30 protein-coding genes are annotated in these 23,540 nt (G+C 68.2%); 14 read left to right on the forward strand and 16 right to left on the reverse strand.

What is annotated here, in order from left to right:
- The first annotated feature begins 8 nt into the window (after window positions 1–8).
- The 3 genes from flgK to C0V75_RS04070 are packed head-to-tail and all read left to right on the forward strand — an operon-like array spanning window position 9 to window position 3,503.
- A complete protein-coding gene (gene flgK / locus C0V75_RS04060; RefSeq protein ID WP_101919584.1) occupies window positions 9–1,409 on the forward strand; it encodes a flagellar hook-associated protein FlgK in 1,401 nt (466 codons plus the stop codon).
- Between the two features lies 1 nt (window position 1,410).
- On the forward strand, window positions 1,411–2,412 hold the full coding sequence (locus C0V75_RS04065) for a flagellin (RefSeq protein ID WP_101919585.1): 1,002 nt from the start codon (window positions 1,411–1,413) through the stop codon (window positions 2,410–2,412).
- Entirely contained in the window at window positions 2,409–3,503 is a 1,095-nt protein-coding gene (locus C0V75_RS04070) for a flagellar basal body P-ring protein FlgI (RefSeq protein WP_101919586.1), read from the forward strand. Before C0V75_RS04065 ends, C0V75_RS04070 begins: the two co-directional genes overlap by 4 nt.
- A gap of 8 nt (window positions 3,504–3,511) precedes the next feature.
- Here C0V75_RS04070 and fliP read toward each other — a convergent pair whose 3' ends face one another.
- From fliP to fliF, 4 genes are read right to left on the reverse strand one after another with little or no spacing between them, the layout of a single operon-like run.
- Window positions 3,512–4,180: a flagellar type III secretion system pore protein FliP gene (gene fliP / locus C0V75_RS04075; protein ID WP_101919907.1), complete on the reverse strand. Its 669-nt coding sequence runs from the start codon at window positions 4,178–4,180 to the stop codon at window positions 3,512–3,514.
- Window positions 4,181–4,239: 59 nt separating this feature from the next.
- Window positions 4,240–4,497 (reverse strand): FliM/FliN family flagellar motor switch protein, encoded by a 258-nt coding sequence (locus C0V75_RS04080; RefSeq protein ID WP_101919587.1) that lies wholly within the window; start codon window positions 4,495–4,497, stop codon window positions 4,240–4,242.
- Complete coding sequence (locus C0V75_RS04085) at window positions 4,487–5,089, reverse strand: flagellar biosynthesis protein (RefSeq protein ID WP_101919588.1); 603 nt, start codon at window positions 5,087–5,089, stop codon at window positions 4,487–4,489. Before C0V75_RS04085 ends, C0V75_RS04080 begins: the two co-directional genes overlap by 11 nt.
- Window positions 5,089–6,639 (reverse strand): flagellar basal-body MS-ring/collar protein FliF, encoded by a 1,551-nt coding sequence (gene fliF / locus C0V75_RS04090; RefSeq protein ID WP_254216364.1) that lies wholly within the window; start codon window positions 6,637–6,639, stop codon window positions 5,089–5,091. Before fliF ends, C0V75_RS04085 begins: the two co-directional genes overlap by 1 nt.
- Window positions 6,640–6,759: 120 nt before the next feature.
- Between fliF and fliL (C0V75_RS04095) the strand changes: the two genes are divergently transcribed.
- The 10 genes from fliL (C0V75_RS04095) to C0V75_RS04140 all read left to right on the forward strand — a co-directional run bounded on the left by fliL (C0V75_RS04095) (window position 6,760) and on the right by C0V75_RS04140 (window position 15,932).
- The gene (gene fliL, locus C0V75_RS04095; protein WP_101919590.1) at window positions 6,760–7,233 is read left to right on the forward strand and encodes a flagellar basal body-associated protein FliL; all 474 of its coding nucleotides are present in this window, start codon (window positions 6,760–6,762) and stop codon (window positions 7,231–7,233) included.
- A 9-nt stretch (window positions 7,234–7,242) separates the two neighbouring features.
- Complete coding sequence (locus C0V75_RS04100) at window positions 7,243–7,593, forward strand: hypothetical protein (protein WP_101919908.1); 351 nt, start codon at window positions 7,243–7,245, stop codon at window positions 7,591–7,593.
- On the forward strand, window positions 7,590–8,141 hold the full coding sequence (locus tag C0V75_RS04105; RefSeq protein ID WP_101919591.1) for a MotE family protein: 552 nt from the start codon (window positions 7,590–7,592) through the stop codon (window positions 8,139–8,141). The genes C0V75_RS04100 and C0V75_RS04105 overlap by 4 nt, the downstream gene beginning before the upstream one ends.
- A 13-nt stretch (window positions 8,142–8,154) precedes the next feature.
- Complete coding sequence (motA, locus tag C0V75_RS04110; RefSeq protein WP_101919592.1) at window positions 8,155–9,024, forward strand: flagellar motor stator protein MotA; 870 nt, start codon at window positions 8,155–8,157, stop codon at window positions 9,022–9,024.
- A gap of 4 nt (window positions 9,025–9,028) precedes the next feature.
- On the forward strand, window positions 9,029–11,005 hold the full coding sequence (locus C0V75_RS04115) for a hypothetical protein (protein WP_101919593.1): 1,977 nt from the start codon (window positions 9,029–9,031) through the stop codon (window positions 11,003–11,005).
- A 75-nt stretch (window positions 11,006–11,080) separates the two neighbouring features.
- A complete protein-coding gene (locus C0V75_RS04120; RefSeq protein WP_158241766.1) occupies window positions 11,081–11,707 on the forward strand; it encodes a transglycosylase SLT domain-containing protein in 627 nt (208 codons plus the stop codon).
- Window positions 11,707–13,770 carry a flagellar biosynthesis protein FlhA gene (locus C0V75_RS04125; protein WP_101919595.1) on the forward strand — a complete coding sequence of 688 codons (2,064 nt, stop codon included), beginning with the start codon at window positions 11,707–11,709 and terminating at the stop codon, window positions 13,768–13,770. Before C0V75_RS04120 ends, C0V75_RS04125 begins: the two co-directional genes overlap by 1 nt.
- Window positions 13,771–13,790: 20 nt before the next feature.
- Window positions 13,791–14,534: a flagellar biosynthetic protein FliR gene (locus C0V75_RS04130; protein ID WP_101919909.1), complete on the forward strand. Its 744-nt coding sequence runs from the start codon at window positions 13,791–13,793 to the stop codon at window positions 14,532–14,534.
- Window positions 14,531–15,571 carry a flagellar biosynthesis protein FlhB gene (locus tag C0V75_RS04135; RefSeq protein WP_101919596.1) on the forward strand — a complete coding sequence of 347 codons (1,041 nt, stop codon included), beginning with the start codon at window positions 14,531–14,533 and terminating at the stop codon, window positions 15,569–15,571. Before C0V75_RS04130 ends, C0V75_RS04135 begins: the two co-directional genes overlap by 4 nt.
- A 19-nt stretch (window positions 15,572–15,590) precedes the next feature.
- Window positions 15,591–15,932: a hypothetical protein gene (locus C0V75_RS04140; protein ID WP_101919597.1), complete on the forward strand. Its 342-nt coding sequence runs from the start codon at window positions 15,591–15,593 to the stop codon at window positions 15,930–15,932.
- Here C0V75_RS04140 and fliL (C0V75_RS04145) read toward each other — a convergent pair.
- Genes fliL (C0V75_RS04145) through flgB form a run of 9 tightly spaced genes read right to left on the reverse strand, consistent with a single transcriptional unit; the run spans window position 15,920 to window position 20,278 of the window.
- A complete protein-coding gene (gene fliL / locus C0V75_RS04145; RefSeq protein ID WP_101919598.1) occupies window positions 15,920–16,366 on the reverse strand; it encodes a flagellar basal body-associated protein FliL in 447 nt (148 codons plus the stop codon). The two genes, C0V75_RS04140 and fliL (C0V75_RS04145), sit on opposite strands and share 13 nt — an antisense overlap.
- 2 nt (window positions 16,367–16,368) lie before the next feature.
- Entirely contained in the window at window positions 16,369–17,085 is a 717-nt protein-coding gene (gene flgH / locus C0V75_RS04150) for a flagellar basal body L-ring protein FlgH (RefSeq protein WP_101919599.1), read from the reverse strand.
- A complete protein-coding gene (flgA, locus tag C0V75_RS04155; protein ID WP_101919600.1) occupies window positions 17,070–17,507 on the reverse strand; it encodes a flagellar basal body P-ring formation chaperone FlgA in 438 nt (145 codons plus the stop codon). The genes flgH and flgA overlap by 16 nt, the downstream gene beginning before the upstream one ends.
- The gene (flgG, locus tag C0V75_RS04160; RefSeq protein ID WP_101919601.1) at window positions 17,507–18,292 is read right to left on the reverse strand and encodes a flagellar basal-body rod protein FlgG; all 786 of its coding nucleotides are present in this window, start codon (window positions 18,290–18,292) and stop codon (window positions 17,507–17,509) included. Before flgG ends, flgA begins: the two co-directional genes overlap by 1 nt.
- Window position 18,293: 1 nt before the next feature.
- Window positions 18,294–19,001: a flagellar hook-basal body complex protein gene (locus C0V75_RS04165; protein WP_101919602.1), complete on the reverse strand. Its 708-nt coding sequence runs from the start codon at window positions 18,999–19,001 to the stop codon at window positions 18,294–18,296.
- Between the two features lie 3 nt (window positions 19,002–19,004).
- Entirely contained in the window at window positions 19,005–19,271 is a 267-nt protein-coding gene (locus C0V75_RS04170; protein WP_101919603.1) for a flagellar biosynthetic protein FliQ, read from the reverse strand.
- Window positions 19,268–19,549, reverse strand: a complete 282-nt coding sequence (locus C0V75_RS04175) for a flagellar hook-basal body complex protein FliE (protein WP_101919604.1) — start codon at window positions 19,547–19,549, stop codon at window positions 19,268–19,270. The genes C0V75_RS04170 and C0V75_RS04175 overlap by 4 nt, the downstream gene beginning before the upstream one ends.
- 13 nt (window positions 19,550–19,562) lie before the next feature.
- On the reverse strand, window positions 19,563–19,937 hold the full coding sequence (flgC, locus tag C0V75_RS04180; RefSeq protein ID WP_101919605.1) for a flagellar basal body rod protein FlgC: 375 nt from the start codon (window positions 19,935–19,937) through the stop codon (window positions 19,563–19,565).
- The gene (gene flgB, locus C0V75_RS04185; protein WP_101919606.1) at window positions 19,934–20,278 is read right to left on the reverse strand and encodes a flagellar basal body rod protein FlgB; all 345 of its coding nucleotides are present in this window, start codon (window positions 20,276–20,278) and stop codon (window positions 19,934–19,936) included. Before flgB ends, flgC begins: the two co-directional genes overlap by 4 nt.
- Before the next feature lie 81 nt (window positions 20,279–20,359).
- On the opposite strand from flgB, the gene C0V75_RS04190 reads away from it, so the two are divergent.
- The gene (locus tag C0V75_RS04190) at window positions 20,360–21,673 is read left to right on the forward strand and encodes a FliI/YscN family ATPase (protein WP_101919607.1); all 1,314 of its coding nucleotides are present in this window, start codon (window positions 20,360–20,362) and stop codon (window positions 21,671–21,673) included.
- 292 nt (window positions 21,674–21,965) lie between these two features.
- On the opposite strand, the gene C0V75_RS04195 is transcribed toward C0V75_RS04190, so the two are convergent.
- From C0V75_RS04195 to flaF, 3 genes are read right to left on the reverse strand one after another with little or no spacing between them, the layout of a single operon-like run.
- Complete coding sequence (locus C0V75_RS04195) at window positions 21,966–22,766, reverse strand: DUF1217 domain-containing protein (protein ID WP_101919608.1); 801 nt, start codon at window positions 22,764–22,766, stop codon at window positions 21,966–21,968.
- Window positions 22,763–23,167, reverse strand: a complete 405-nt coding sequence (flbT, locus tag C0V75_RS04200; RefSeq protein WP_101919609.1) for a flagellar biosynthesis repressor FlbT — start codon at window positions 23,165–23,167, stop codon at window positions 22,763–22,765. The genes C0V75_RS04195 and flbT overlap by 4 nt, the downstream gene beginning before the upstream one ends.
- The gene (gene flaF / locus C0V75_RS04205; RefSeq protein WP_101919610.1) at window positions 23,164–23,529 is read right to left on the reverse strand and encodes a flagellar biosynthesis regulator FlaF; all 366 of its coding nucleotides are present in this window, start codon (window positions 23,527–23,529) and stop codon (window positions 23,164–23,166) included. The genes flbT and flaF overlap by 4 nt, the downstream gene beginning before the upstream one ends.
- Window positions 23,530–23,540: the final 11 nt, after the last annotated feature.

Consider the following 23,540-nt stretch of genomic DNA (forward strand, 5'->3'; position numbering starts at 1 on the left):
GATAGGTCATGGCGCTCTCATCCGCCCTTGGCGCGGCCACGACCGGCCTGTCGGCTTCGGCCCGGCGCATCGAAACCGTGGCGAACAACGTCGCCAATGCCACGGCCGAAGGCTATGCCCGGCGCGAAGTCCGGCTTCAGGCGAACACCGCCGCCCCCGGGGTGGAGGTGGTCGCCCTCACCCGCTCCGTCGATCCTTTCCGCATCGCCGACCGCCGCAGCGCCGATGCCGATGGGGCCGCAACCGGCCTTCTTGCAGATCACCTTCTGCGCATCGAACAGGCCTTCGGTACCGCCGAGGAAGGGCAAAGCCTGCAAGCCACGCTTGATGCCTTCGACGCCGCCCTCGTCACCGCCGCCGCTGAACCCGAATCGCAAAGCCGCCTCGCGGCCGTCGTCAATGCGGCGGCAGATGTGGCGGCCCGTTTCTCCGCCCTCTCCGCCACGATCCAGCAAGCCCGGGGCGAGGCTGATGCCCGCATCGGGACCGAGGTGGATCGACTGAACGCCGATCTCCAGGCTGTCTCGCGGCTCGACCGGCAGATCGCGGCGGCGCTCGCCACCGGCCGCGACGCCGCATCCTTGCAGGATCGCCGCCAGCAACTGGTGGACCGCATTGCCACCATCATCCCCTTGCGCGAATACCCGCGACCGAACGGCCAGACCGCCCTCGTGGCCGTGAACGGCGCGCTTCTTCTTGACGGTTCGCCCGCCACCTTCGGCTTTACCCCGGCACCTTTCGTCTCCGCCTCATCCACCGCACCCCTTTCTGGCCTGACGATGAACGGTCGCCCCCTGGCGACCGGTCCGGACAGCCTGATCGGCGGCGGCAGCCTCTCTGCCGCCTTCCAGCTCCGCGATACCGTCACCCCCGCGCTCCAGGCCGATCTCGACCGGCTCGCCCTCTCTCTGTCAGAGCGTCTCGCCGCTGCCGACCCGACCCTGTCACCGACGGCACCGGGCCTCTTTACCGATGCCGGTTCCCGCGCGGATGTGGCAAACCTCGCCGGCCTCTCGGCCCGTCTGTCAGTCAACCCGCGCGTCGATCCCACCGCAGGCGGCAACCCAACCGCCCTGCGCGACGGCCTCGCTGCCGCCACTCTGCGCGAAACAGGCGATGGCACCATCCTTGCCGCCCTCTCGGCCGCCCTCTCGGCAACCACGCCCCGCAGCCTGTCGGGCGAAACGGCAGAGCTGATCGACCGCCTCTCAACCGCGCGTCTCGCCGCCGAAGCTGCCGCCAGCACCGCCAGCGCCCGCCAATCGGCTCTGACCGAGGCTGCAAGTTCGGACTCCGTCAACACGGATCAGGAACTTCAGGACCTTCTTCAGATCGAACAGGCCTATGCCGCCAATGCCCGCGTCATCGCCACGGTGGATGACATGCTCCGACTGCTGATGGAGGTTTAAGATGACCGGCCCGATCCTTGGCGATATGTCGCAATACCTCTTCCTGCGACGGCAGACATCCGTCACGCGCAGCGAGGTCACCACCCTTTCAAACGACCTCGCCTCCGGCACGGCCTCCGATCTTGCCCGTCATCTCGCCGGGCAGACCGGCATCGTCGCCGCAATTCAGACCAGCCTCTCACGGCTCTCGGCCTTCGATCAGACCATTGCCCGCGCCACAAGCCGGGCCGATGCCATGCAGGCCGCGCTGGACAAGGTGGATACGGCCGCCCGTTCCGCCGCGAACGATCTTTTGCAGGCCGCCGGGGCCGGGGGCGCCGCGCTGGACACCGCCACCGCCATCGGACGGGCCGCCTTCGACGATGCCGTGAACGCCCTGAACACCCGTATCGGGGACCGCAGCCTCTTTGCCGGAACCGCCACCGATCGCGATGCCCTGCTTGCGCCAGAGGCCCTGCTCGCTGCCGCCCGGCTCGCCATCGCGCCTGCCACGGCGCCGGCCGATATCGCCGCCGCCCTCGACCGCTGGCTCGCCGATCCGGCCGGTTTCACCGCCACGGCCTTTCTGGGCAGCAGCGACACGACCGCGATCGCCGTTGCGGAAGACATCGCTGTCACTTTGCCTGTCACGGCCGCCGATCCTGATCTGCGCGGCACCTTCAAGGGCCTGATCCTCGCGGCGCTCCTCTCTGACAGCAGCTTCGCGGGCGATCGGGCGGCCCGGGCAGAACTGGCCACCCTTGCCGGTTCCGCGCTCATCCAATCCGGCGATGACCGCACCGCGGCGGCCGCACGGCTTGGCGTCGCCCAGGAACGCATCGCCACCGCAGAAGCCCGCAACAGCGCAGAGGCGACGGCCCTCGGCATCGCCCGCTCCGATCTGGTTGCCATCGACGGCTACGAGACGGCCTCGCGCCTGGCCGAGGCGCAGACGCGGCTTGAAACGATCTACACCCTCACCGCCCGCCTCTCCGACCTCAGCCTTGCGAATTACCTGCGATGATCCGGGTCACCCTGCTTGCCCTGCTTCTTGCCACCGCCGCGCAGGCCGAACCGGTCCGCATCAAGGATCTGGTGGAGGTGGACGGCGTCCGTGGCAACGATCTGGTCGGCTATGGCCTTGTCGTGGGGCTCAACGGCACGGGCGACGGGCTGCGAAATGCGCCCTTCACCGAAGAGATCATGGCCAATCTCCTGGAACGGCTCGGTGCCAATGTCGCGGGGGAGGAATTCCGCCCCCGGAACGTCGCGGCCGTCTTCGTGACGGCCACCCTTCCTCCCTTCGCACGGGCGGGGTCGCGGATCGACGTGACGGTTTCGGCCATCGGCGATTCCAGCAGCCTGCAAGGCGGGACACTGGTGATGACGCCCCTCAACGGCGCGGATGGTGAAATCTACGCCGTTGCGCAGGGCGGCCTGATCGCGGGCGGCATTTCGGTGGAGGGAGAGGCAGCGCGCGTTGTCCAGGGTGTGCCGACGGCAGGAACGATTCCGGGCGGCGCACGCGTGGAACGCGAGGTGGATTTCGATTTCAGCCGCCTCGCCACCCTCCGCCTCGCCTTGCGCAGCCCCGATTTCACCACCGCCGCCCGGATCGAGGCGGGCATCAATGCGGAATTCGGGCGCGGCATCGCCACGATGCAGGATGCCGGGACCGTGGCCATCGACCTTGGCGCCGCCCGGATGCAATCGCCGGCCCATGTCATCGGCCGGATCGAAGGGCTGGTGATCGATGCGGAAAGCCGCGCGCGTGTCGTCGTCGATCAACGGTCGGGGACCATCGTGATGGGCGAGGATGTGCGCATCAGCCCGGTCGCCGTGGCCCAGGGCGGCCTGACGCTGCGGGTCACCGAAACCCCGATGGTCAGTCAGCCCAACCCTTTCGCGCAGGGCGAAACCATGCTCGTCCCGCGGACCGAGGCCGCCATCGAACAAGTGCCGGGCACCGGCCTGGCACAGCTCCCCGGGGGAACGAATCTCTCCGATGTCGTCGCCGGCCTGAATGCCCTTGGCGTGGCGCCGCATGACCTCATCGACATCCTCAAGAGCATCCATGCAGCGGGCGCCTTGCATGCCGAACTCGTTGTGAACTGATCTCTTGCTCAGACTCCATAGCCCCGCACCAGCGCCACGGCGATCAGAGACCAGCCATCCGCCAGAACGAAAAAGGCGAGCTTGAAGGGCAGCGAGACGATGGCGGGCGGCACCATCATCATCCCCATCGCCATCAGCACGGCCGCGACGACAAGGTCGATGATCAGGAACGGCAGAAAGATCATGAAACCGATCTGAAAGGCGCGGGCCACCTCGGACAGCATGAAGGCCGGGATCAGGACTGAATAGGGGGTGGCGACCGGTGCCGTGACCGGCTCTTCCCGCAGCGACAGCAGCGCGGCAAGGGTGTCTGCATCCACCCGACCTGCCATGAAGATGCGGAACGGATCCATCGCCGCCGCGATGGCCTGTGCCGCATCCATCTCGCCGCGGTTCAGCGGTTCGATTCCGCGCGCCCAGGCATCAAGGAAAACCGGTTCCATCACATACCAGGTCAGGAACAGCGCAAGACCGACAAGCAGCATGTTCGGCGGCGATTGCTGCAAGCCCAGCGCCTGCCGCAGGATCGCCAGCACCGTGACGATGAAGGGAAAGCAGGTGATCATCATGAGAAGACCGGGCGCGATGCTGAGCGTCGTCACCAACAGCAGAAGCTGCACCACCCGGGTGGACAGCAGCGGCCCCTCGCCAAGGTCGAGCGTCAACTCCTGCGCCATGGACGGTGCCGCCGTCGCCAGGCAAACGACGGCCAGAACCGCAGCGCCGAGACGCGCCGTCACAGCCCTCCCCCGGGCGCGGCAACCTCGGTCAGCCGCACCGTCAACTGGCCCGACCCGTCTTCCGCCTCCTGCAACTCGCCCCGAGCGATCAGCCGATCCCCGATGAAGAGTTCGACCGGATCATCCACCCGCCGATCGAGGGGCAGGATTGCATCCCGGTCGAGCCGAAGAAGATCACGCACCAGGGGCCGCGCGCGGCCGACGGATACCGTCACCTCGATCGGCACCTGGATGAAAGGGTTCTCATCGTTCATGGCCCAGCTCTCCTGATTGAAACTCGAAGAATTCCGAAACGCTGCGCGCGATCGCGGCGACCGCGGCGGCCAGATCAACCTGCACTTCCCGGCTGCCACCCGCGATTCGCACCGCGCCATCCGGCAGGTCGGGATCTTCTTCGATCCGCAGGCTCAGATTCCGCGCGAGGACCGGCAGCAGGCGTTCCACATGCGGGTGCAACTCGGCCGAGACCCGGACCGTCAGAGGGGCATGTACCGCCGTCTCGGCCAGGGGCATCAGCGCCTCCACCACGCGCGGGACCAGCGCCGCGCGGGCCGTTTCCGGCAGAAGGCAGGTCATCACCTGCTGCAACAGCGGTTCCAGCGACAGCAGCGCCGCCCTTTGGGCCTCGTCCCGCGTCAGGGCAAGGGCCTGCAAGCTGCGCGCCGCCTCCGCCTCACGTTCCGCCCGGGCATCGCTACAGGCCGTGGTGGCATCCTCCCACCCCGCGGCATAGCCCTCCTCATAGGCGGATTGGCGCAGCTCCTCGTCCCGCTCCTCCTCCACCGGAGGCAGGGGCTGAACAGGATCGACCGCATCGGCGAAATCCTCAAGACGCAGGCCGGGCATCAGGCGCGCCCTCCATCCGCATCCATCCAACTGCGCAGGATTTCCAGCGACTCGGTCTTTCTCTCGTCGATCAGACGCCGCAACCGCTCCACCGGATCGGTCTGCTCGGCCCCGGTGCCGTCTCCCCCAAGGAGGGGCAGCGGCGGCAGGTCGAATCCTCCCGCGATCTCACCGGTCAGGACCGGCCCCATCGGCTCCAGCGGGGCCAGCGGCGGAAGGCTCGCCGGTTCGGCCCGCTGCGCCCTGGCCTGGCGCAGCGCGGGCCGCAGAACGAACAGCGCCACCAGCGCCACGGCCGCCAGCGCCGCCACGATGGCCAGCCGCGTCAGATCCAGCAGGGGACCGGAAGACGGGGCCTCGGCGCCGAAATCCAGGGGCTGGAATTCCAGCGTCTTGATCGTCAGCACATCGCCCCGCGCCTCGTCGATCCCGGCGGCAGAAGCCACCAGTTCCCGCAACGCGCCGAGTTCCTCTTCCGATCTGGGCTGCCAGGTCGTGCTGCCATCCTCCGCCGTCACCCTTTCGCCATCGACGAGCACGGCCACCCCGATCCGGCGGATGTCGCCGGGGGCGCGCGTGACCTCGCGCAGCGTCTCGCTCAGCGCATATTCCACGCGCTCACGGCTCTCCTCCGATTGTGACCGGTCTCCCTCTCCCTCGGCGGCATCTCCGTCGGGCAGGTTCGACGCAACCGTCACATCGCCACCGGCGCGGCTTTCGGACCCGCTCACCGTTTCCGTCTCTGTCGATGCCGCCACCCGCCCCTGCGGATCAATCCGCCGCTCCGACAGCTGCTCGCTCTCGGTCACCAGATCGACGGCCACCTCCACCACCGCCCGGCCCGGCCCGACACGCGCCTCCAGCAGGCGTTCCACATTGCGGCGGATCTGCTCGGCCCGCGCCGCCGGGGCCGCCGTCACGGCACCCGCCTCGTCCGAAGGAATCAGCCCCGTCTGGGCGTCGATCACCTCGACGCGCGCCGGTTGCAGGCCGGTCACCGCCGCCGCCACCAGATGCCGCAAGGCCTGCGCCTGTGCTGCCGACAGGCCGCCCACCGTGGTGACGAAGACGCTCGCACTCGGCATCTGGTCACGCGCGAAGGGCAGGTCGGTACCCCGAGCGATATGCACGCGCGCGGTGCGGACCTGCGGATTGGCCAGGATCGTGCGGACCAGTTCGCCTTCCACCGCCCGGCTCCAGGCCGCATCGAACATCTGCGCCGTCGTCCCGAAGCCCGACAGCGAATCAAGAAGCTCGTATCCCGTCACCCCCGTTGCCGGCAGCCCCTCCACCGCCAGCGCAAGGCGCAGCGAATCGCGCTCCGACGTCGGCACGTGGATGGCCGTTCCCACCACCTCATGCGGCACCCCGCGCGCCTCCAGCGCGGCGACGACTTCGCCCGCCGCCACCGGGTCCAACCCGGAGTAAAGCAAGGCCATCGACGGCGTCGTCGCCATCCGCCCGATCATCAGAATCGAGACGAACATCGCCAGACTGGCACCGATCACCGCCATCTGACGCCGCCGATCAAGCGCGGACCAGAACGACATGAATGCTTTCACGCAGCTTCTCCGGACTTCTGTCACGGAGGCCAGTCTTGGCATGGGGGGCTTAACAATCGGTTAGGTCGCGAGGGGTAACGTGATGGGGAAGAGAGGAAAGGGATCGCCATGTCCGACGCCGCCGAACCTGCCGCCAAAACCCGCCCCGCCGGCCTCAAGCCGCTTATCGCAGGCGTCGCACTTGCCGTCGTTCTGGGTGGGGCGGGCTTCCTTGCAACCTGGTCGGGGATGATCCTGCCCGCGGCCGCCCCGCAGGCCGATGCCGGGGCCGAATCGCTCCCGGATGTGGCCTTCGTTCCGCTCGACCCTGTCGTCGTCTCCCTCGATACGGCCGGTGACGGGCGCCATCTTCGCTTTGTCGCGCAGCTTGAGGTGGCCTCGCCCCATGCCGGCGAAGTGTCTCATCTGACCCCGCGAATCCTTGATGTCCTGAACGGCTACCTGCGCGCGGTCGATCCCGTGGTGCTGCAACAGGCCGGGGCGCTGCTCAAGATCCGGGCGCAGCTTCTGCGCAGGATACAGATCGTCACCGGCGAAGGGCGGGTGCGCGATCTTCTGGTCACCGAATTCGTGCTGGGCTGAGGGGGAATGATGGAACTCCTTTCCGACATCCTCCTCGCCATCGCGGCTCTTGGGGCAGGGGCCTACTGCCACGTGCTGTCCAACCGGCTGAAACGCTTCAATGCTCTGGAAAACGGCATGGGCGGCGCAATCGCCGTGCTGTCGCAGCAGGTCGATGAAATGACCCGCGCTCTGGATCAGGCGCAGCTTGCAGCGCAGGGCTCGACCGAAGGGTTGAAGGCGCTTGTCGACCGCGCCGAAGGGGCGGCGGCGCGGCTCGATCTTCTCATGGCCACCCTGCACGATCTGCCGGAGTCGGAGGAACCGGTCCGTCGACTCCGCTTCGTCCGCCGTCGACGTGATCTCGAGGCCGCCGAATGATACGCTCGCCCCGTCTTGCCCTGACACTCCTCGCCCTCGCACTCGCGGCATCCGGCGCCTTGCGCATCGGCTTCGGCGTCGGCACCGCCCTGGCCCGCGCGCCGGAGGCCGAGGAAGGAAACGTCCCGATGGACTGCCCCGCCCCGCCCCTCGCGGTGGTCGAGGCATTGGCCGACCGCGAATCGCGTGTCGCCGTACGCGAAACCGCGCTGGAGGAACGACTCGCCGCCCTCGATCTGGCCGAGGCCGCCATCGCAACCCGTCTGCAAGAGCTCGAATCCGCCGAGGCGGAGCTTCGGCAGGTCGTCACCCTGTCCGACGGCGCGGCCGAAGCCGATCTTTCCCGCCTCACCGCCCTGTACGAAGCGATGAAACCCGCCGATGCGGCGCGCCTCTTTGCGGCGATGCCCGTGGATTTCGCCGCAGGTTTTCTCGGGCGGATGCGCCCCGAGACGGCAGCGCTCGTCCTCGCGGGGATGGAGCCGGAGGCGGCCTTCTCGATCACCGCCATGATCGCCGGGCGCAACGCCCTGGCACCGACCGAATAGAAAGGGGGGCGGCATGTTCGGCATCATCGGTATTGCCGTGATCCTCGTCATGGTCTTCGGCGGCTACATGGCCGCAGGGGGCAAGATGGGCATCATCCTGAAGGCACTGCCCTTCGAAATGGCGATGATCGGCGGCGCCGCCGTCGGCGCCTTCCTCATCTCGAACGACAAGGCCACGATCCGGCATACCGTCCACGACATTCCCCGCGTCTTCCGCGGGGCGCGCTGGTTGCCGACGGATTATCACGATCTCCTCTGCCTTCTCTTCGAGCTGCTGCGTCTGGCCCGTGAAAATCCCGTGGCACTGGAAGAACATATCGAAGGCCCCGGCAGCTCCAGCATCTTCGCCCGCTATCCGCGCATCCGCGACGATGCGACAGCCGTGGAACTGATCTGCGACACACTGCGCGCCCGCACGATGAACTATGACGATCCCCACCAGGTCGAAGAGGTTCTGGACAAGCGGATGGAAACCGCCCTCCACCACGCCCAGCATTCCAGCCATGCCCTTCAGACCACGGCCGATGCGCTTCCCGCCCTCGGGATCGTGGCAGCCGTGCTCGGGGTGATCAAGACGATGGGCTCCATCGACCAACCGCCTGAAGTGCTTGGAAAAATGATCGGCGGCGCCCTGGTCGGCACCTTCCTGGGCGTCTTTCTCGCCTATGGCATCGTCGGCCCCTTTGCCAGCCGCCTCAAGGCCATCGCCGACGAAGAGGCCCAGTTCTACCGCCTGATCCGCGAGGTGATGGTGGCCAGCCTGCACAACCATCCGCCCGCGCTCTGCATAGAGGTGGGTCGCCAGAACACCCCCGCCGCGATGCGTCCGGGTTTCGGCGATCTGGAACAGGCACTCCGCGCGCTGCGGGCCGAGGCGGCGTGATCCGATGCCGCGCCTCCTCGCCCTCGTGCTTGTCGCCGGCCTGCTCCTGCCGGGTCTCGCCGCCGCGCAGGTGGTGCGAGTGATCAGCGGCGATCATCCCACCTTCACGCGCCTTGTCCTCTCCTTCGAAACACCCCCCGACTGGCGGCTGGGCCGCAGCCAGGACGGCTACGCCTTGCGGCTTGCCGGGGCGGCGCCGCGCTATGACCTGTCCGATGTGTTCCGCCGCATCACGCGCGACCGGCTGGCGGCTGTCTGGGCCGACCCCGAAGATGGCGCGCTGCGCCTCCGTGTCGCCTGCGCCTGCCATGCCCTGCCTTTCGAACTGCGTCCGGGCGTCCTTGTCATCGACATTCGCGAAGGGCCCGCCCCGCCGGGCTCCTCCTTCGAAACCGCCCTTGAGGACGGGCCCTTGCCTGCCCTCGGGCCCGCACCGCCGACCCGCCCCCGCCCCCGCACCAGCCTGGGGCCGATTCCCTTCGACTGGACGGCACAACTCCGGCCCGCACCCTCCGAGTCCCCGGCCCTGCCGCCCTTGCCGGCCCCGGCCATAGCGGGCCTGCGCGATGAACTGCTTTTCGGCCTGTCGCGCGGCGTTGCCGACGGGATGATCGACCCGGTCACGCGGCTGCCCACCCCGTCGTCACAGCCATCGCCGCAGCGTCAGGCCCAGTCTGGGAACCTCCGGCTCGGCGACGTCCTGGAAACCCGAACCGGCCTCGCCTTGCCGCAGCAGGTGGCTGCGGATGGACAAAGCTGCCCTGCGGATGACCGTCTCGACCTCGCCGGTTGGGGCGAAGAGGGGTCCGCCGCTTCGCAACTCGCGACGGCGTTTTCGGGGCTGGTCGGGGAGTTCGATCGACCCGCCCCCGCCGCCGTTCAGCGCGCCGTCCGCCTGCATCTCCATTTCGGTTTCGGCGCAGAGGCACGCGCGCTCCTTCAGGCCTTTCCGATCGAGGGGCCGGATACTCCTTTCCTCGCCTCGCTCGGCCGCCTCCTGGATGGCGAGCCTGATCCCCAGGGCCCGTTCCGCGGCATGGAAGGCTGCGACAGTGCGGCTGCGCTCTGGGCCCTTCTGGCCGATCCGGCGCTTCCGCCCCGTCTTGCCCGCGCCCCCGCCGTCCTGCGCAGCTTTTCTGCGCTGCCTGCCCCGTTGCGCCGCCATCTCGGCCCCGGTCTGGCGGAACGCTTTCTCGCCGCGGGCGATAGCGCCACGGCCACCGCCCTTCAGGACAGCTTCCTCCGCATTCCCGGCCCGGCCGACCCCCGTGCCACGGTGACAGAAGCGCGCATAGCCGCCGCCCTTGGCGCGGGACCGCAGGCCGCAGAGCTGCTGCAAGGCCCTGCCGCAGAATCCGGCCCCGCGCATCACGCGGCCCTCATCGCGCTGGTCGATCTGCACGCGGCCGAGGGTCGTCCCCTCGACCCCAGGGTCGAAGAAGACATCGCCGCCTATCTTCCGCAATTCGCAGGCACGGCGGAAGAACCCGCGCTGCGCCGTGCCCATGTCCTGTCCCTTGCCTTGACCGACCGCTTCGATGCCGCCTTTTCCGCCCTCCCCGCCGCACCCGACGCTGCGCCGGGGCTTTGGGAGCTGCTCTCCCGGGGTCCGGATGGCGCGATCCTTCTCCATGCCATCGGGGCCGACCCCCGCCCCGTCCCGCCGCGGACGCGCGACCGCCTTGCCACGCGCCTTCTGGACCTCGGCTTTCCGGATCAGGCAGGGCTCTGGTCCATGACGGCCGGTCCGCTGACCCTGCCGCCGCCCGACCCCGATCCACTGCGCGAAGCGCTCCGAGAACGCGCCTGGCAGGCCCTGCCCGAAACGGCGCCCGAAACCTGGCGCTCCCTGGCCGGAACCCTGTCGCAGAGACCGGCAATGGCCGACCCTCCCCTCGCCCGCAGCCGCGCGCTGGCCGAAACCAGCGAAGGTACGCGGAGCGCAATCGAGGCGCTTCTCAGCACCGTGCCGCCGCCATGAGGGGGCGCATTGACGAAAAGGAAACCGACAGCCGCCAAGATCTGAAAGACCGCGACTCACCAGAAGGTGCCCAAGGTGAAATCCCTTCTCGTAGCCCTATGCCTGATCATCACTCCGCTGGCGGCGCTGGCCGCCCGTGACACCTGCGCTGTCGCCGCCCGCCTCGCGTCGGAGACGGAGGGGGTTCCGAAGGATATCCTCCTTGCGATCACCATGGTGGAAACCCGGCGTGACGGCGCCCCCTGGCCCTGGACCCTGAATCACGACGGGCATGGCCAATGGTTCGCTTCTGCCCGCGAGGCTGAACATGCCGCTGCGCGGATCATCGCCTCGGGCGGGATGGCGGATATCGGCTGCTTCCAGATCAACAGCCACTGGCATGGCGCGTCTTTCGCCTCGGTCAACCAGATGCTCGACCCCGTGGAAAATGCCCGCTACGCCGCGCGCTATCTTCGTCACCTGCGCGCCGAAACGGGGGATTGGGCTGCCGCCATCGCCGCCTACCACTCCCGCGATCCGGACCGGGGCCAGGCCTATCTCGACCGGGTCACCGCTCAGCTTGATCAAACTTCGGCTACCCTTCCCGGCAACCCGCCGCTTCGCCGCAATCGCTTTCCCCTCTTTCATCCGGGCGATCCGGCCAGTCCCGGCACCCTCGTGCCGCGTCTTGCGGGCCTTTCCCCGCTTGTCGGGGGACCGTGATGCCGAGGCTCTCCCCGGTTCTTTTCCAACCAACCGTGCTGCTCGCACTGGCCATCATGGCCGTGATCGCGATGATGGTGCTGCCCGTCCCGGCCGCGCTGCTCGACATCGGTCTCGCCCTGTCCTTCGCCATCGCGATCCTGATGCTTACGGTGACGCTCTTCATCGAACGCCCGCTCGATTTCTCCGCCTTCCCGACGATCCTGCTTGCATCGCTCCTGCTCCGCCTCTCGCTCAACATCGCCTCGACGAAACTGATCATCGCACAAGGGCATACCGGCACCGATGCGGCAGGGCATGTGATCGAAGGCTTCGCCGAATTCGTGATGGGCGGTGACCTCGTTCTAGGCCTCGTGATCTTCGTGGTGATCCTGATCGTAAACTTCATGGTCATCACCAAGGGTGCCGGCCGGATGGCCGAGGTGGGCGCCCGCTTTGCGCTTGACGGGTTGCCGGGGCGGCAGCTCGCGATCGACGCGGATGTCGCCGCCGGCGCGATCGACCATGTGGAGGCGAAGGCGCGCCGCGAACGCGAACTGGCCGAAACGAATTTCTTCGGTTCGCTCGACGGCGCTTCCAAATTCGTCAAGGGCGATGCCATCGCCGGGTTGCTGATCACCCTGCTGAACCTTGTCGTCGGCCTTGCCGTCGGGACCTTGTCGCATGGCCTGCCACTGGGCGCAGCCTTCGAAACCTATGCCATCCTGACCGTCGGGGATGGCCTCGTGACGCAATTGCCGGCGGTGATCACCTCCGTCGCCGCGGCCCTTCTGATGGCGCGTGGCGGGTCGAAAGGCTCTGCCGACATCTCCTTCTTCTCCCAGCTTGGCCGTTATCCGGCGGCCCTGCTTACCGTTGCCGCGCTGCTCGGCCTTTTCGCCGTGATTCCGGGGCTGCCCTTCCTTCCTTTCCTTCTCGGGGCGGCCGGTCTTGGCGGGGTCGCGCTCTGGCAGTTGCGTCGTCCGCCACCGGCCCCCGACCTGCCGCCGCCCCCTGCTCCAACTGGCCCACGGCCCTTGGGCGATCTTCTCGACTTCGATGAAATCCACCTGGAATTCGCCTCGGATCTCGTCGCCCTCGCCCTCGACCCGGCGACCGGGCTGGATCGGCGCGTGTCCAGCCTGCGCAACCACATTGCCACGACCTATGGGCTTGTCCTGCCCGAAATCCGCTTGACCGACGAACCCGCCCTGCCTCCGGGCCGATACCGCATCCGCATCCAGGGGGTGGAACGCGTCGCAGATCGCCTGATGGCCGACCGCATCCTCGTCCTTCTCGCCGACGGGGTAGACGCACCGCCCGGACTCGATGCTCGCGAACCTGTCTTTTCCGCACCGGCCCGCTGGATCCTGCCGGCCGATCAGGAAACCGCCGCGCTGTCCGGGCTGACCACCGTCACCCCGGCCGAGGTTCTGTCCACGCATCTTCTGGAAACCATCCGCGGCAATCTCGCCCATCTTCTGTCGCTGCGCGGCCTGCGTCGGCTTCTGGATGAATTTGCCAATGTCTCCGATCCCGCCCGCGCCCAGATGAACCGCCGCCTGCTGGATGAGATGATCCCCGACAGGGTTGCCCCCGAACTCCTCCTTGCAACCCTGCGCCTCCTGCTGGAGGAGAGGGTTTCGATCCGCAATCTTCCCCTCATTCTCGAAGCCATCGCCGAAGTGCGCGCCCTTCCCTCGCCCGAGGCTGTCTGCGAACATGTCCGCCAGAGGCTTGGCTTCCAGATCACCGCCGAACTGCGGCGCGAGGACGGGACCATCCCCCTTCTGCAACTTGCCCCGGAATGGGAACAGACTTTCCGCCAATACCAGATGGACAATGGCCGCGGCGATGACATCGCCCTCCCGCCCGAGGTTTTCTCCCGCCTTGCCAATGCTGTCTCCGACCGGATGGCGCGTCTTTCCACCGGCGGTTCCGCCCCCGCGCTCGTGACCTCTGCCCGCCGTCGGCGCTTTCTCCGCTCCGTCACGCGGGCGCGTGGCCTCGCCGTTCCGGTCCTCTCCTATGAAGAGATCGGGCTTGAGGCACGCCCCGCCATTCTTGGACAGGTGGCCGCGTGATCGAGCTTGCGACGGCGTTGATGGCAGAGCTGCAACCGCATCTGCGCCCGGCCACCCTCACCTTCCTGCGCATCGCGGCGGCCATGGCCCTTCTCCCGGCTTTTGGCGAACAGACCATCCCGATGCGGGTGCGGCTTGCCCTCGCGCTGGCCTTCACCGCGCTGGTGCTGCCCGTCGTGGCGGAGCGGCATGTCGGCGACGGGTTGCTGCTTCCGGCGGCGGCTGAAACCGCGGCGGGCCTGATGATCGGCCTGTCGCTGCGGCTGATGGTGATGGGCCTCCAGATGGCCGCCACCATCGCCGCGCAATCCACCTCGCTCTCGCAGCTTTTCGCCGGGGTGGCGGTGGAACCGTTGCCGGCGCTGGGCACGCTTTTCACCTGGGCGGCGCTCGCGCTTGCCGTGCAGGCGGGTCTGCATGTCAAGCTGACCGCGCTCTTCATTGCGTCTCACGATCTTCTCCCGGCCGGCCGCTTCCCGACCGGTGCCGATCTCGCGGCCTGGGGCAGCGCCCATGTCGCCCGGGTCAGCGGGCTGGCCTTCTCGCTGGCCCTTCCCTTCGTGCTGGCCGGTCTGCTCTGGAATGTCGCGCTGGGCGCGGTCAACCGCGCGATGCCGCAGCTCATGATGGCCTTCATCGGCGCCCCCGCCCTGGCTCTGGGCAGCCTTGTCCTTACCGCGCTGACCACGCCCGTCATCCTCGCCCTCTGGCTCAGGGGGTTCGACGCCACCCTGGCCCACCCCTTCATGCCGGCATCGCCATGACCGGCGATGATCAGGAAAAGCCGCACGAACCGACGCAGAAACGGCTCGATGACGCGCGGCGAGAAGGGCAGATCGCCCGTTCGCAGGACCTGCTCACCATGGCCGCCTATGGCGGGTTTCTGCTGGCCGCCATCGCCTTCGGCCCGGCCGCCCTGCAAGAGGCCGCCCTGATCGGCCGGGCCTTCCTGGAACGGCCCGACGCGCCGGAAACGCTCATGGCCGCTCCGGCGATGGCGGCGGCCACCTTGCCCTTCCTGCTGATGCCGGGCCTCTGTGTCCTGCTTCTCCTGCTCGCGCAGCGCGGGCTCATCTTCACGGCGGCAAACCTGAAACCCCGCCTCTCGCGCATCGACCCGATCGCCACCGCCGGCCACAAATTCGGCCCCGACGGGCTGTTCGACTTCGCCAAGTCGCTGCTCAAGATGGCGGTGATCGGCCTGCTGCTCTTCGCGCTTCTGCGCGGCGAGGCGGCGGAAATCCTCACCGCCGCCTCCCTGTCCCCCGGTCAGGGCCTCCTCTGGCTCCTGGGTCTGCTGCTGCGCTTCCTGATCTTCGTCTTCGCCCTGTCCCTTGTCATCGGCGCGCTGGATTTCCTCTGGCAGGCCTTCCGCCACCGTCTGCGCCTGCGCATGTCGCGCCAGGACCTGCTGGAGGAACAGCGCGAATCGGACGGCGATCCGCAGGCGAAATCCACCCGGCGCCAGCGCGCGCAGGAGATCGCGATGAACCGGATGCTGGCGGATGTGCCCAAGGCCGATGTCATCATCGTCAACCCGACCCATTACGCCGTGGCCCTGCACTGGAAGCGGCAAAGCCGCATGGCCCCGATCTGCCTGGCCAAGGGCGTGGACGAGATCGCCCACAGGATCCGCGACTGCGCGCAGCAACACGGGATTCCCATTCACCATGACCCGATCACGGCCCGCGCGCTTCATGCCACGGTCGAGATCGGCGATCCCATCGCCCCCGAACATTACCGTGCCGTCGCTGCGGCCCTGCGTTTCGCGCAGGCCATGCGCCGCAAGGCACGGCCCTGACCGGAAGGAAGGCCGATCCATGCCCAACCGCGATCCCCGGCTTCCGCGCCTTCTGCAAGCCGCCACCCTGCTGCGCGACCATGCCACCGGGCGCCTCTCCGCCGCGCAGGCCGCACGGGCCGATCTCCTTGCCCGGCTGGCGCAGTTTGACCCTGCCCCGCTCGACAGCGCCGAGGCAGAGCTGCACCGCGCGGCCCAGCGCCATGCCATCTGGGCCGAACGGCACCGCCAGGGACTTCTGCAGAACCTCGCCCGGCAAGAGGCCGCATTGCGCGATCTGCAACAGGCCGCAGCACGGGCGCAGGCCCGCTGTCAGGTTCTGGAGAAACGGACCATCCCGCCCCGCGGTCAATCGTCCTGACGGACGATATCCTTGATCAGCACATCCGACACGACACCGGGCAGCACGCCGCCCGCCGCCTCGAACAGCGCCTGCCGCAACGGGGCCAGCGCGGCGGAGTCGGTGAAGGACCCGCGAAACCCGCCGGCATTGGCATGGGCAAACATCGCCTGAAGAAAGACGTCGCGCAGCTTTGGCTCGTGCCGCAGCACCGCCTCGGTCTGCCCGGCCTCCACCTCAAGGCTCAGCGACAGGACAACCAGACCAGCCACCGCCCCGTCAGCAAGAAGCGGAACCACGAACTGGTTGGACAGATCGACATAGTCACGCGGGGCCGCCGCTTCGGCAGGAGGCTCGCCCTCGGTTGCGGGCGCGGGCCGCAACAGATATCCGCCCGCCGCCCCCAGGGGCAGGCCCAGAATTCCGATCAAGACGGGAAGGAGAAAGCGTTTCATGGTCAGAACGGCAACAGGATATCGGTGATCTGCTGGCCATAGCGCGGCTGCTGCACATCGGTGATCTGCCCCCGTCCGCCATAGGAAATCCGCGCCCCGGCGATCTTGTCATAGGTGATCTCGTTCTGGCGCGAGATATCGACAGGCCGCACATAGCCCGTCAGGATCAGTTCCCGCAATTCGTTGTTCACGCGCACCTCCTGCTGTCCTTCGATACGCAGCACGCCATTGGGCAGTTGCTCCACCACCGTCGCCGCCAGCCGCAGCGTCAGCCGTTCTGTCCGCGCCACCGATCCCTCTCCCGCATAGCTGGAAGAGGAGGAAACATCCGCCGCCTCGGCCATGCTCGCGCCTTCGGGCAGTTCCTGATCCAGCCGCTGCGGCAGGCCGATCAGCGCAGGCATGGACATCTCTTCGCCAGAGTCGCGGCTCCGCTCCGTCTCGTTCGAAATCCGCGCGCTGTCGTCGATCTCGATCACCACGGTCAGGATATCGCCCCGCTGCCCGGCCCGGCGATCGCCGAACAGCGCGCCCCTCTCCGAACTCCAGAGCGAGGAGGGCGCCGTCGGCCCTTCCGGATCGGCGATGCGCGGCAGGGGGGCGGAATACATCGCGTGATGCTGGTTCGATCCTTCCAGCGCCGAAAAGGCCGGGGCGCGCCCCACCTGCTCCAACCGCCCGCAACCGGCGCAGCAGAGCGCGATCAGCAGCCAGCGCATGGCCCGCCCTCCACCAGGACCAGGCCCTCTGCGGCCACAACCCCCTGAAGCACCGACCGGGAGCCGAGCGCCATCACCCGGATCGCCGCGCCCAATGCGCCCTCATCGAGGGCGCGCCCCTCGGCGGCGATGTGCAGCCCGCCGCGGCGGAACTCCAGCCGCACAAGGGCGTTGCGCGCCACCATCACCGGCGGGCCCAGATCCGCCCCAAGGATCGGCCGGCCGGGATAGATGATGCGGCGCGTGGCCTGTCCCACCGCTTCGGCCGGATCGGACAGGGCACCCGGGATGGCCGCCGCCACCACCGCGATATCCTCGGGCGTCAGCACGGTTTGCGCCGGGATTGCCCGCGTCGCGACCAGGCTTTCCATCGCCGCCGCCGCACAGGGCCACAGCAGAAGCAGCGCCAGACCCGCCCGCATCACCGCACCTGCGTCGTGGCAGCCAGCATCTGATCGGCCGCCGTCAGAACCTTGGCATTCAACTCATAGCCGCGCTGTGCCTTGATCAGTTCGGTCACCTCGCGCACCGCATCGACCGAGCTTTCCTCCAGATAGCCCTGCCGCAGCGTGCCAAGACCATCCACTCCCGGCGTCCCCGCCAAAGGCGGCCCGGAGGCCGCGCTTTCCAGAAAGAGGTTCGACCCGATCGCCTCCAGCCCCTTTTCATTGGTGAATCCGACCAGGCTGATCTGGCCCAGCAGTTCCGCCTCCGCCCGGTCGGCGAAATAGGCCCAGACCTCGCCCGCGGCATTGATCGACAGGCTCCGCGCCTCGGGCGGGATGGTCAGGCCGGGGGCAACCGGGTGGCCATCGGAAGTGACGATCTGCCCCTCGGCATCGCGGCGCAGCGCCCCGTCGCGCGTGAAGGCCGCCGCCCCCGAGGGCAGCGTCACTTCCAGATAGCCACGCCCTTCGATGGCGACATCCAGGTCGCCGCCCGTCTGCAACAAGGACCCTTGCGACAGCAGCACCGAAACCGCTGTCGGACGCACGCCCATGCCCAATTGGATGCCCGTGGGCAGCATCGTGCCATCCTCCGCCGTCACCGTGCCGGGGCGGGCGCTCTGTTCGTAATGCAGGTCGGCGAAATCGGCGCGGCGCGCGTTGTAGCCCGTCGTCGACATGTTGGCGAGGTTGTGGGAAACCACATCCACCCGCATCTGCTGTGCCGCCATGCCGGTTGCGGCGATCTGCAAGGCCTTCATCTCATTCCCCCAGAGTTCGGATCACGTTGCGCAGCCGCTCATCCTCGCGGTCCATGAAGCCCTGCCCGAATTCATAGGCGCGCTGCACCTCGATCAGGCGGGCCACCTCTTCCACCGGGCGGACATTGCTTTCCTCCAGCGATCCCTGCACCAGCCGCGCAGCATCGACGGGTTGCAGGTCGCCCGCCTCGAACAGCGTTCCCGCGACATGGCGCAGCGATGTCGCCTCCTGCGGTTGCCACAGCCCGATCCGCGCCACGGGCTGCCCCCCCGCCGAAAGCGTGCCATCCGCGCCGAGGGCAATCTCGCCCCCCGGCGGCAGGATGATCGCCGCCCCGCCCGCATCCAGCAGCCGATGCCCCTCTGGCGTGACGATCGCGCCGTCAGGGCCGGGCAGAAAGGCCCCGGCCCGCGTCAGCCTTGGGCCATCAGGCGTCTCGACCAGAAAGAACCCCTCGCCCCGGATGGCGAAATCAAAACGCCCCCCCGTCTGCTGCAACGCGCCCTCGCGCAGATCCACATGCCGCGCCTCGCCCCGCGCCATCGAAAGCGACGGCCCCTCGCTTGTGCGCCGCACATATTCCGAAAAGACCACACCCTCGCGCCGGAACCCGGCCGTCCCGCCATTGGCGATGTTGTTCGCCAGGACCTGCATCTCGCGCATCAGTCCCGACTGGCGGCCAAGCGTCACATATCCCGTGGACTCCATCGCCTAGCCCCGCCCGATCACGGGCAGAATGCCCTGCTGAAAGAAATCGACGAGCTGCCGGGTCATGAACCCCATGCTGGCCCAGAACACCACCGCCATCGCCGCCAGCTTCGGCACGAAGGTCAGCGTCTGTTCCTGCACGCTGGTCAGCGCCTGAAGCAACCCGATCGTCAGCCCCGCCACCAGCGCCACGATCAGCAGCGGAGCCGAGATCTGGACCGAAACCCAAAGCCCGGCACGCATCGCATCGAACATCGCATCCTCGGTCATATCGGCATCCTCAGAATGTCCTGATAGGCCTCGACCACGCGGTCGCGCACCGTGACCACCGTCTCCACCGCCGATTGGGTGGAGGCCAGCGCCTCGATCAGGGCATGGGGATCGACCTCGCCCATCAGGGCGCCGCGCGCCGTGGCCTCGTTGCGGTTCAGGGTCGCGGCGAAAGTGGCGGCGAAATCCTGCGCCACCGACGTCAGGTCCGGCCGGGGCTCGGGACCCAGCGCGGCCAGGTCACGGCGATACAGGTCGGGAGCAAGGGCTTGAAACATGGCGGGTTCTCCGTCAGCGGCGGATCAGGTCGAACAGGCTCTGCGTCATCTGCCGCGCCTGGTCGAAGATCCGCAGATTGGCTTCGTAGCTGCGCTGCGCCTCGCGCGCATCGGCAAGCTCTGTCACGAGATCGACATTCGATCCCGCGTAATGGCCGCTGGCATCGGCGAGCGGGTGGCCCGGATCGTGAATCCGTTCCGGCGCCCGCGGGTCCAGCCGCACCGGGCCGAGGGCGACGCCCTCCCCCTCCATGCGAAAGACCGGAACCTTGCGGCGATAGCCCGGCGTATCGGCATTGGCGACATTCTCGGCCAGGTGACGCAGGCGCATCGCCTGCGCCTCCATCCCGCTTCCGGCAGCCTCGAGGGCAGAGGTCAGCGTCGTCATCCCTGCCCTCCGCGCCCGAGCGCCGCCCGCACCACGCCAGATGTGCTGCGATAGACGGCCAGCGCCATCTCATGGGCCTGCCGCACCTCCGCCATGCGTCGGAGCTGATCGTCCAACGCGACCGTATTGCCATTCGGTTCCGCCTGAAGGCGCAGCGGTCGCGCCCGCACCGGCCCTTGCCCCTCGCCCGCCCGATAGACCTCGGCAAAGCGGGGCAGATCGGCCGCGCGAAAGCCCGGCGTGTCGGCATGGGCGATGTTGCGCGCCAGCAAACCCAGCCTTGCGCCAGAATGGGCGGCAAGGCCTTGGGACATGCGGATCAGTTCCAGTTTTTCCATCATCTCGGGCTTCTCCCTCGATCCGTTTCACCAAGGCTTAAGGCCGATTCGCTAAGGAACCGTTGAAACAGGAAAGGAAATCCGATGCCTGATGTTGGACCTGCGGCCTTCGACGCACTTCGCGCCCGCATCGCCTCCCTCCGCGCCACCCAGGCCCTGGGCCGCATTTTCGAGGTCGGGCCCGCCGCCCTGCGCCTGTCCGGGCTGTCGCAGGTCGCGGCGCTGGGCGACCATGTCGATTTCGGCCCCTTCCGGGGCGAGGTGGTGCGGCTCGACCCTACCGCCGTCACCGTCATGCCCGATTCTGCCACCGAAGGTCTCTGCATCGGCGATGCCGTGGCCCATGTCGGCCCCGCCGCGCTCGCCCCGTCAGAGGCCTGGATCGGCCGGATCATCGACCCGGACGGTCGGCCGCTGGATGGCCGCCCCCTGCCCTGCGGCCTCTCGCCCCGCCCTTTGCGCGCCAGCCCGCCCCCGGCTGCGCGCAGGCGGCCCCTCGGCGCGCGGCTTGCCACGGGTTGGGCCTTGTTCGACACGATTCTTCCCCTCGTCGAAGGGCAGCGCATCGGTCTCTTCGCCGGGTCGGGCGTCGGCAAATCCACCCTTCTGGCCAGCTTTGCCCGCCAGGTGCAGGCCGATGTCGTGGTCCTCGCACTGGTCGGTGAGCGGGGGCGCGAGTTGCGCGCCTTCGCCGAGACGGGCCTTGGCCCCGATGGTCTGGCGCGCAGCGTCATCGTCGCCGCCACATCCGACCAGTCCGCGCTGATCCGTCGGCGCTGCCCGCTGGCGGCGATGACCATCGCCGAACATTTCCGTGACCGCGGCGCGCGGGTTCTCTTTCTCTGCGACAGCATCACCCGTTTTGCCGAGGCATATCGCGAGGTCGCGGTCGCCGGTGGCGAAGCTGCCAGCCTGCGGGGATGGCCCCCCTCCCTGTCCGCCGCGATCATGGCCCTGGTCGAACGTGCCGGTCCCGGTGCCGAAACGGCGGGCGACATCACCGCCATCTTCTCCGTCCTCGTGGCGGGTTCCGACATGGAGGAACCCGTCGCCGATATCCTGCGCGGGGTTCTGGACGGCCATGTCGTCCTTGACCGCAAGATCGCCGAACGCGGGCGCTTTCCGGCTGTCGATCCGCTCCGCTCCGTCTCGCGCAGCCTGCCCGACTGCGCCACCGAAGAGGAAAACGCCCTCATCGCCGAGGCGCGCCGCCTGCTCTCGGCCTGGGATCGCGCCGAGTTGATGGTGCAATCCGGCCTCTATGCGGCTGGCAGCGATCCGCTCACGGATCGCGCGATCCGGTTGCAACCGGCGCTCGATGCCTTCCTCGCCGCCCCGGCCGAAGGGCCGGACCCGGCCGCCGCCTTCGCGCATCTGCGCAGGATCCTGGCTTCGTGAACCATGCCGCCTGCCGCCTGCCGCCTACCCCTTTCCACCCGGTCCTTTCCGCCTACCCCCTTTGCACTCGCCCCTTTCCGCCCGCCCTCCTCCGCCTGCCCAGTGCCACCTCCCCAGTGCCACCTCCCCCTTGACACCTGCCTCTTGCCACCTGCCGCGTTCCGCCCGCCCCTTGTCGCCCGCCCCGTATCGCCGCCCCGTGCCACCCGCCCCGTACCGCCCGCTCAGGGTCGCCCGCTCCCTGCCGCCTGAACTGCGCAGCCAATGTGTCAGGCCGCACCCGATCATCACGCTAAAGCCGCATCGACAGCCGCGCCGATTGCAGCAATGTCAGCGCCGGGTTTTCCACCGCCGCCATCTGGGCCGATGAAACGGCCAGAAACCGGCGGATGGCCTGTTCCACCTTTGCGGGTTCCGCGAACTGGCTTACCTTCTCCGAACCAAAGACCGCCCGCGCCCGCGTCTCCAGCACCGAGACCTGACGATCAAGATCCAGCGAGCCAAGGCTTTTCGGCAGACCCAGCGCCTGGCGCATCACCTCCCACAGCGGCGGATTTCCCAGCACGCGAAACCACTTCGCCCGATCGCTGATCGTCTCTCCTGCCAGATCAGAAAGCTCGCGCCGCGCGTTCAGGGCAAGGCGCATGTCATTGTTCACCGATCCGACCGCCGCCTCGAACCGCGCTTCCTTCCAGCGTGCCATGATCCCGTCCGCGAAAGTCGAAATCTTGGTGCTGGGAACCGAGAAATTGCCGAAGCCGAAGGCCGCCGACAATTCCTTGTAGCGCGTGTCAGTCAATCGGTTGGCCAGCGCCTCGGTCTTCAGCGTGCCCTCCTCCAGCACCTTGCGGATGAAGGCGCGGGCATTCAGATCCTCCTGCAAACCGAAGGCCTCAAGCGAGATCCGCAGCAGACGCCGGTCGGATACAAGGTCCTCCGCCGTGTCGATCCCGCCGATCCGTTCGCGGAAGTAAGCCTCATCCCGCACCAGGGCCGCCTGCCGCATCAGCGTCGCGCTTTGCGTCGCCTCGCTCCGCTTCAGGAATTCCCAGCCGAGAATGCCGGAAAAGGGGATGACGGGGGCAAAGCTCATATCGGCCTCTGCGCCAACAGCCGTTCCTCGCGCGGCAGCAGGCTGCGCAAGGCGCGGAGCACCGGGTAGAATTGCCCGTCCAGAGCGGCCTTCGAGGCGATGGTCAACTGCATCCGGCTGTCCGGATCGGTCAGGACCTGGCTCAACTGTTCGATCGCCCGCAGCAGCGGCATCCGCATCTCCTCCGTCGCGGCATCCCCCGACAGCACAAGCTGCGCCATATAGCAGACACGCCGCACGGGGGTATTCGCCGCATCGGGCGGGATGGCATCGCGCAGGCGCAGGATGTTTGCGTTGGGGGTCAGCACCGACAGGCGCGACCGCTTGTCGCCATTCTCGATCACCACGCCATTCACCAGCACCCGCTCATGCGGCCCAAGCTTCAGGACAAGCCCGCTCATGCCGCCACCTCGCCCCGCAATCCGCGCATGACGGCGGTATTGATGGCCACCAGGGCCCCGGCATCGCCCCTGCCCTCCAGAACGGTGCGGCTGTGCAGGGCCGTGAATTCGTAGATGTAGAAAAGCTGCGCCCGCAGGGCCGGCGGCAAGCCGTTGCCTGCATCCGCCACATCCACCGCCAGGGTCCGCCACAGCCGCAGATTGCGATCCAGCGCCGCCGCAAGGGCCGGAAATCCGCCCTGCCCCTCCTCTGCCGCCCGCAGCGCCGCCGTGGCGCGGGCAAGCAGATCGTATTCCAATGCGCGCGGGGACCGCAGCGCCATATCCGGCCGTCCATAGGCGGCCCGCGCCTCGTGATGCATCGTCTTGCCTT

Origin of the sequence: Tabrizicola sp. TH137 (assembly GCF_002855575.1) — a bacterium.
In the GTDB taxonomy this organism is placed as follows: domain Bacteria; phylum Pseudomonadota; class Alphaproteobacteria; order Rhodobacterales; family Rhodobacteraceae; genus Paragemmobacter.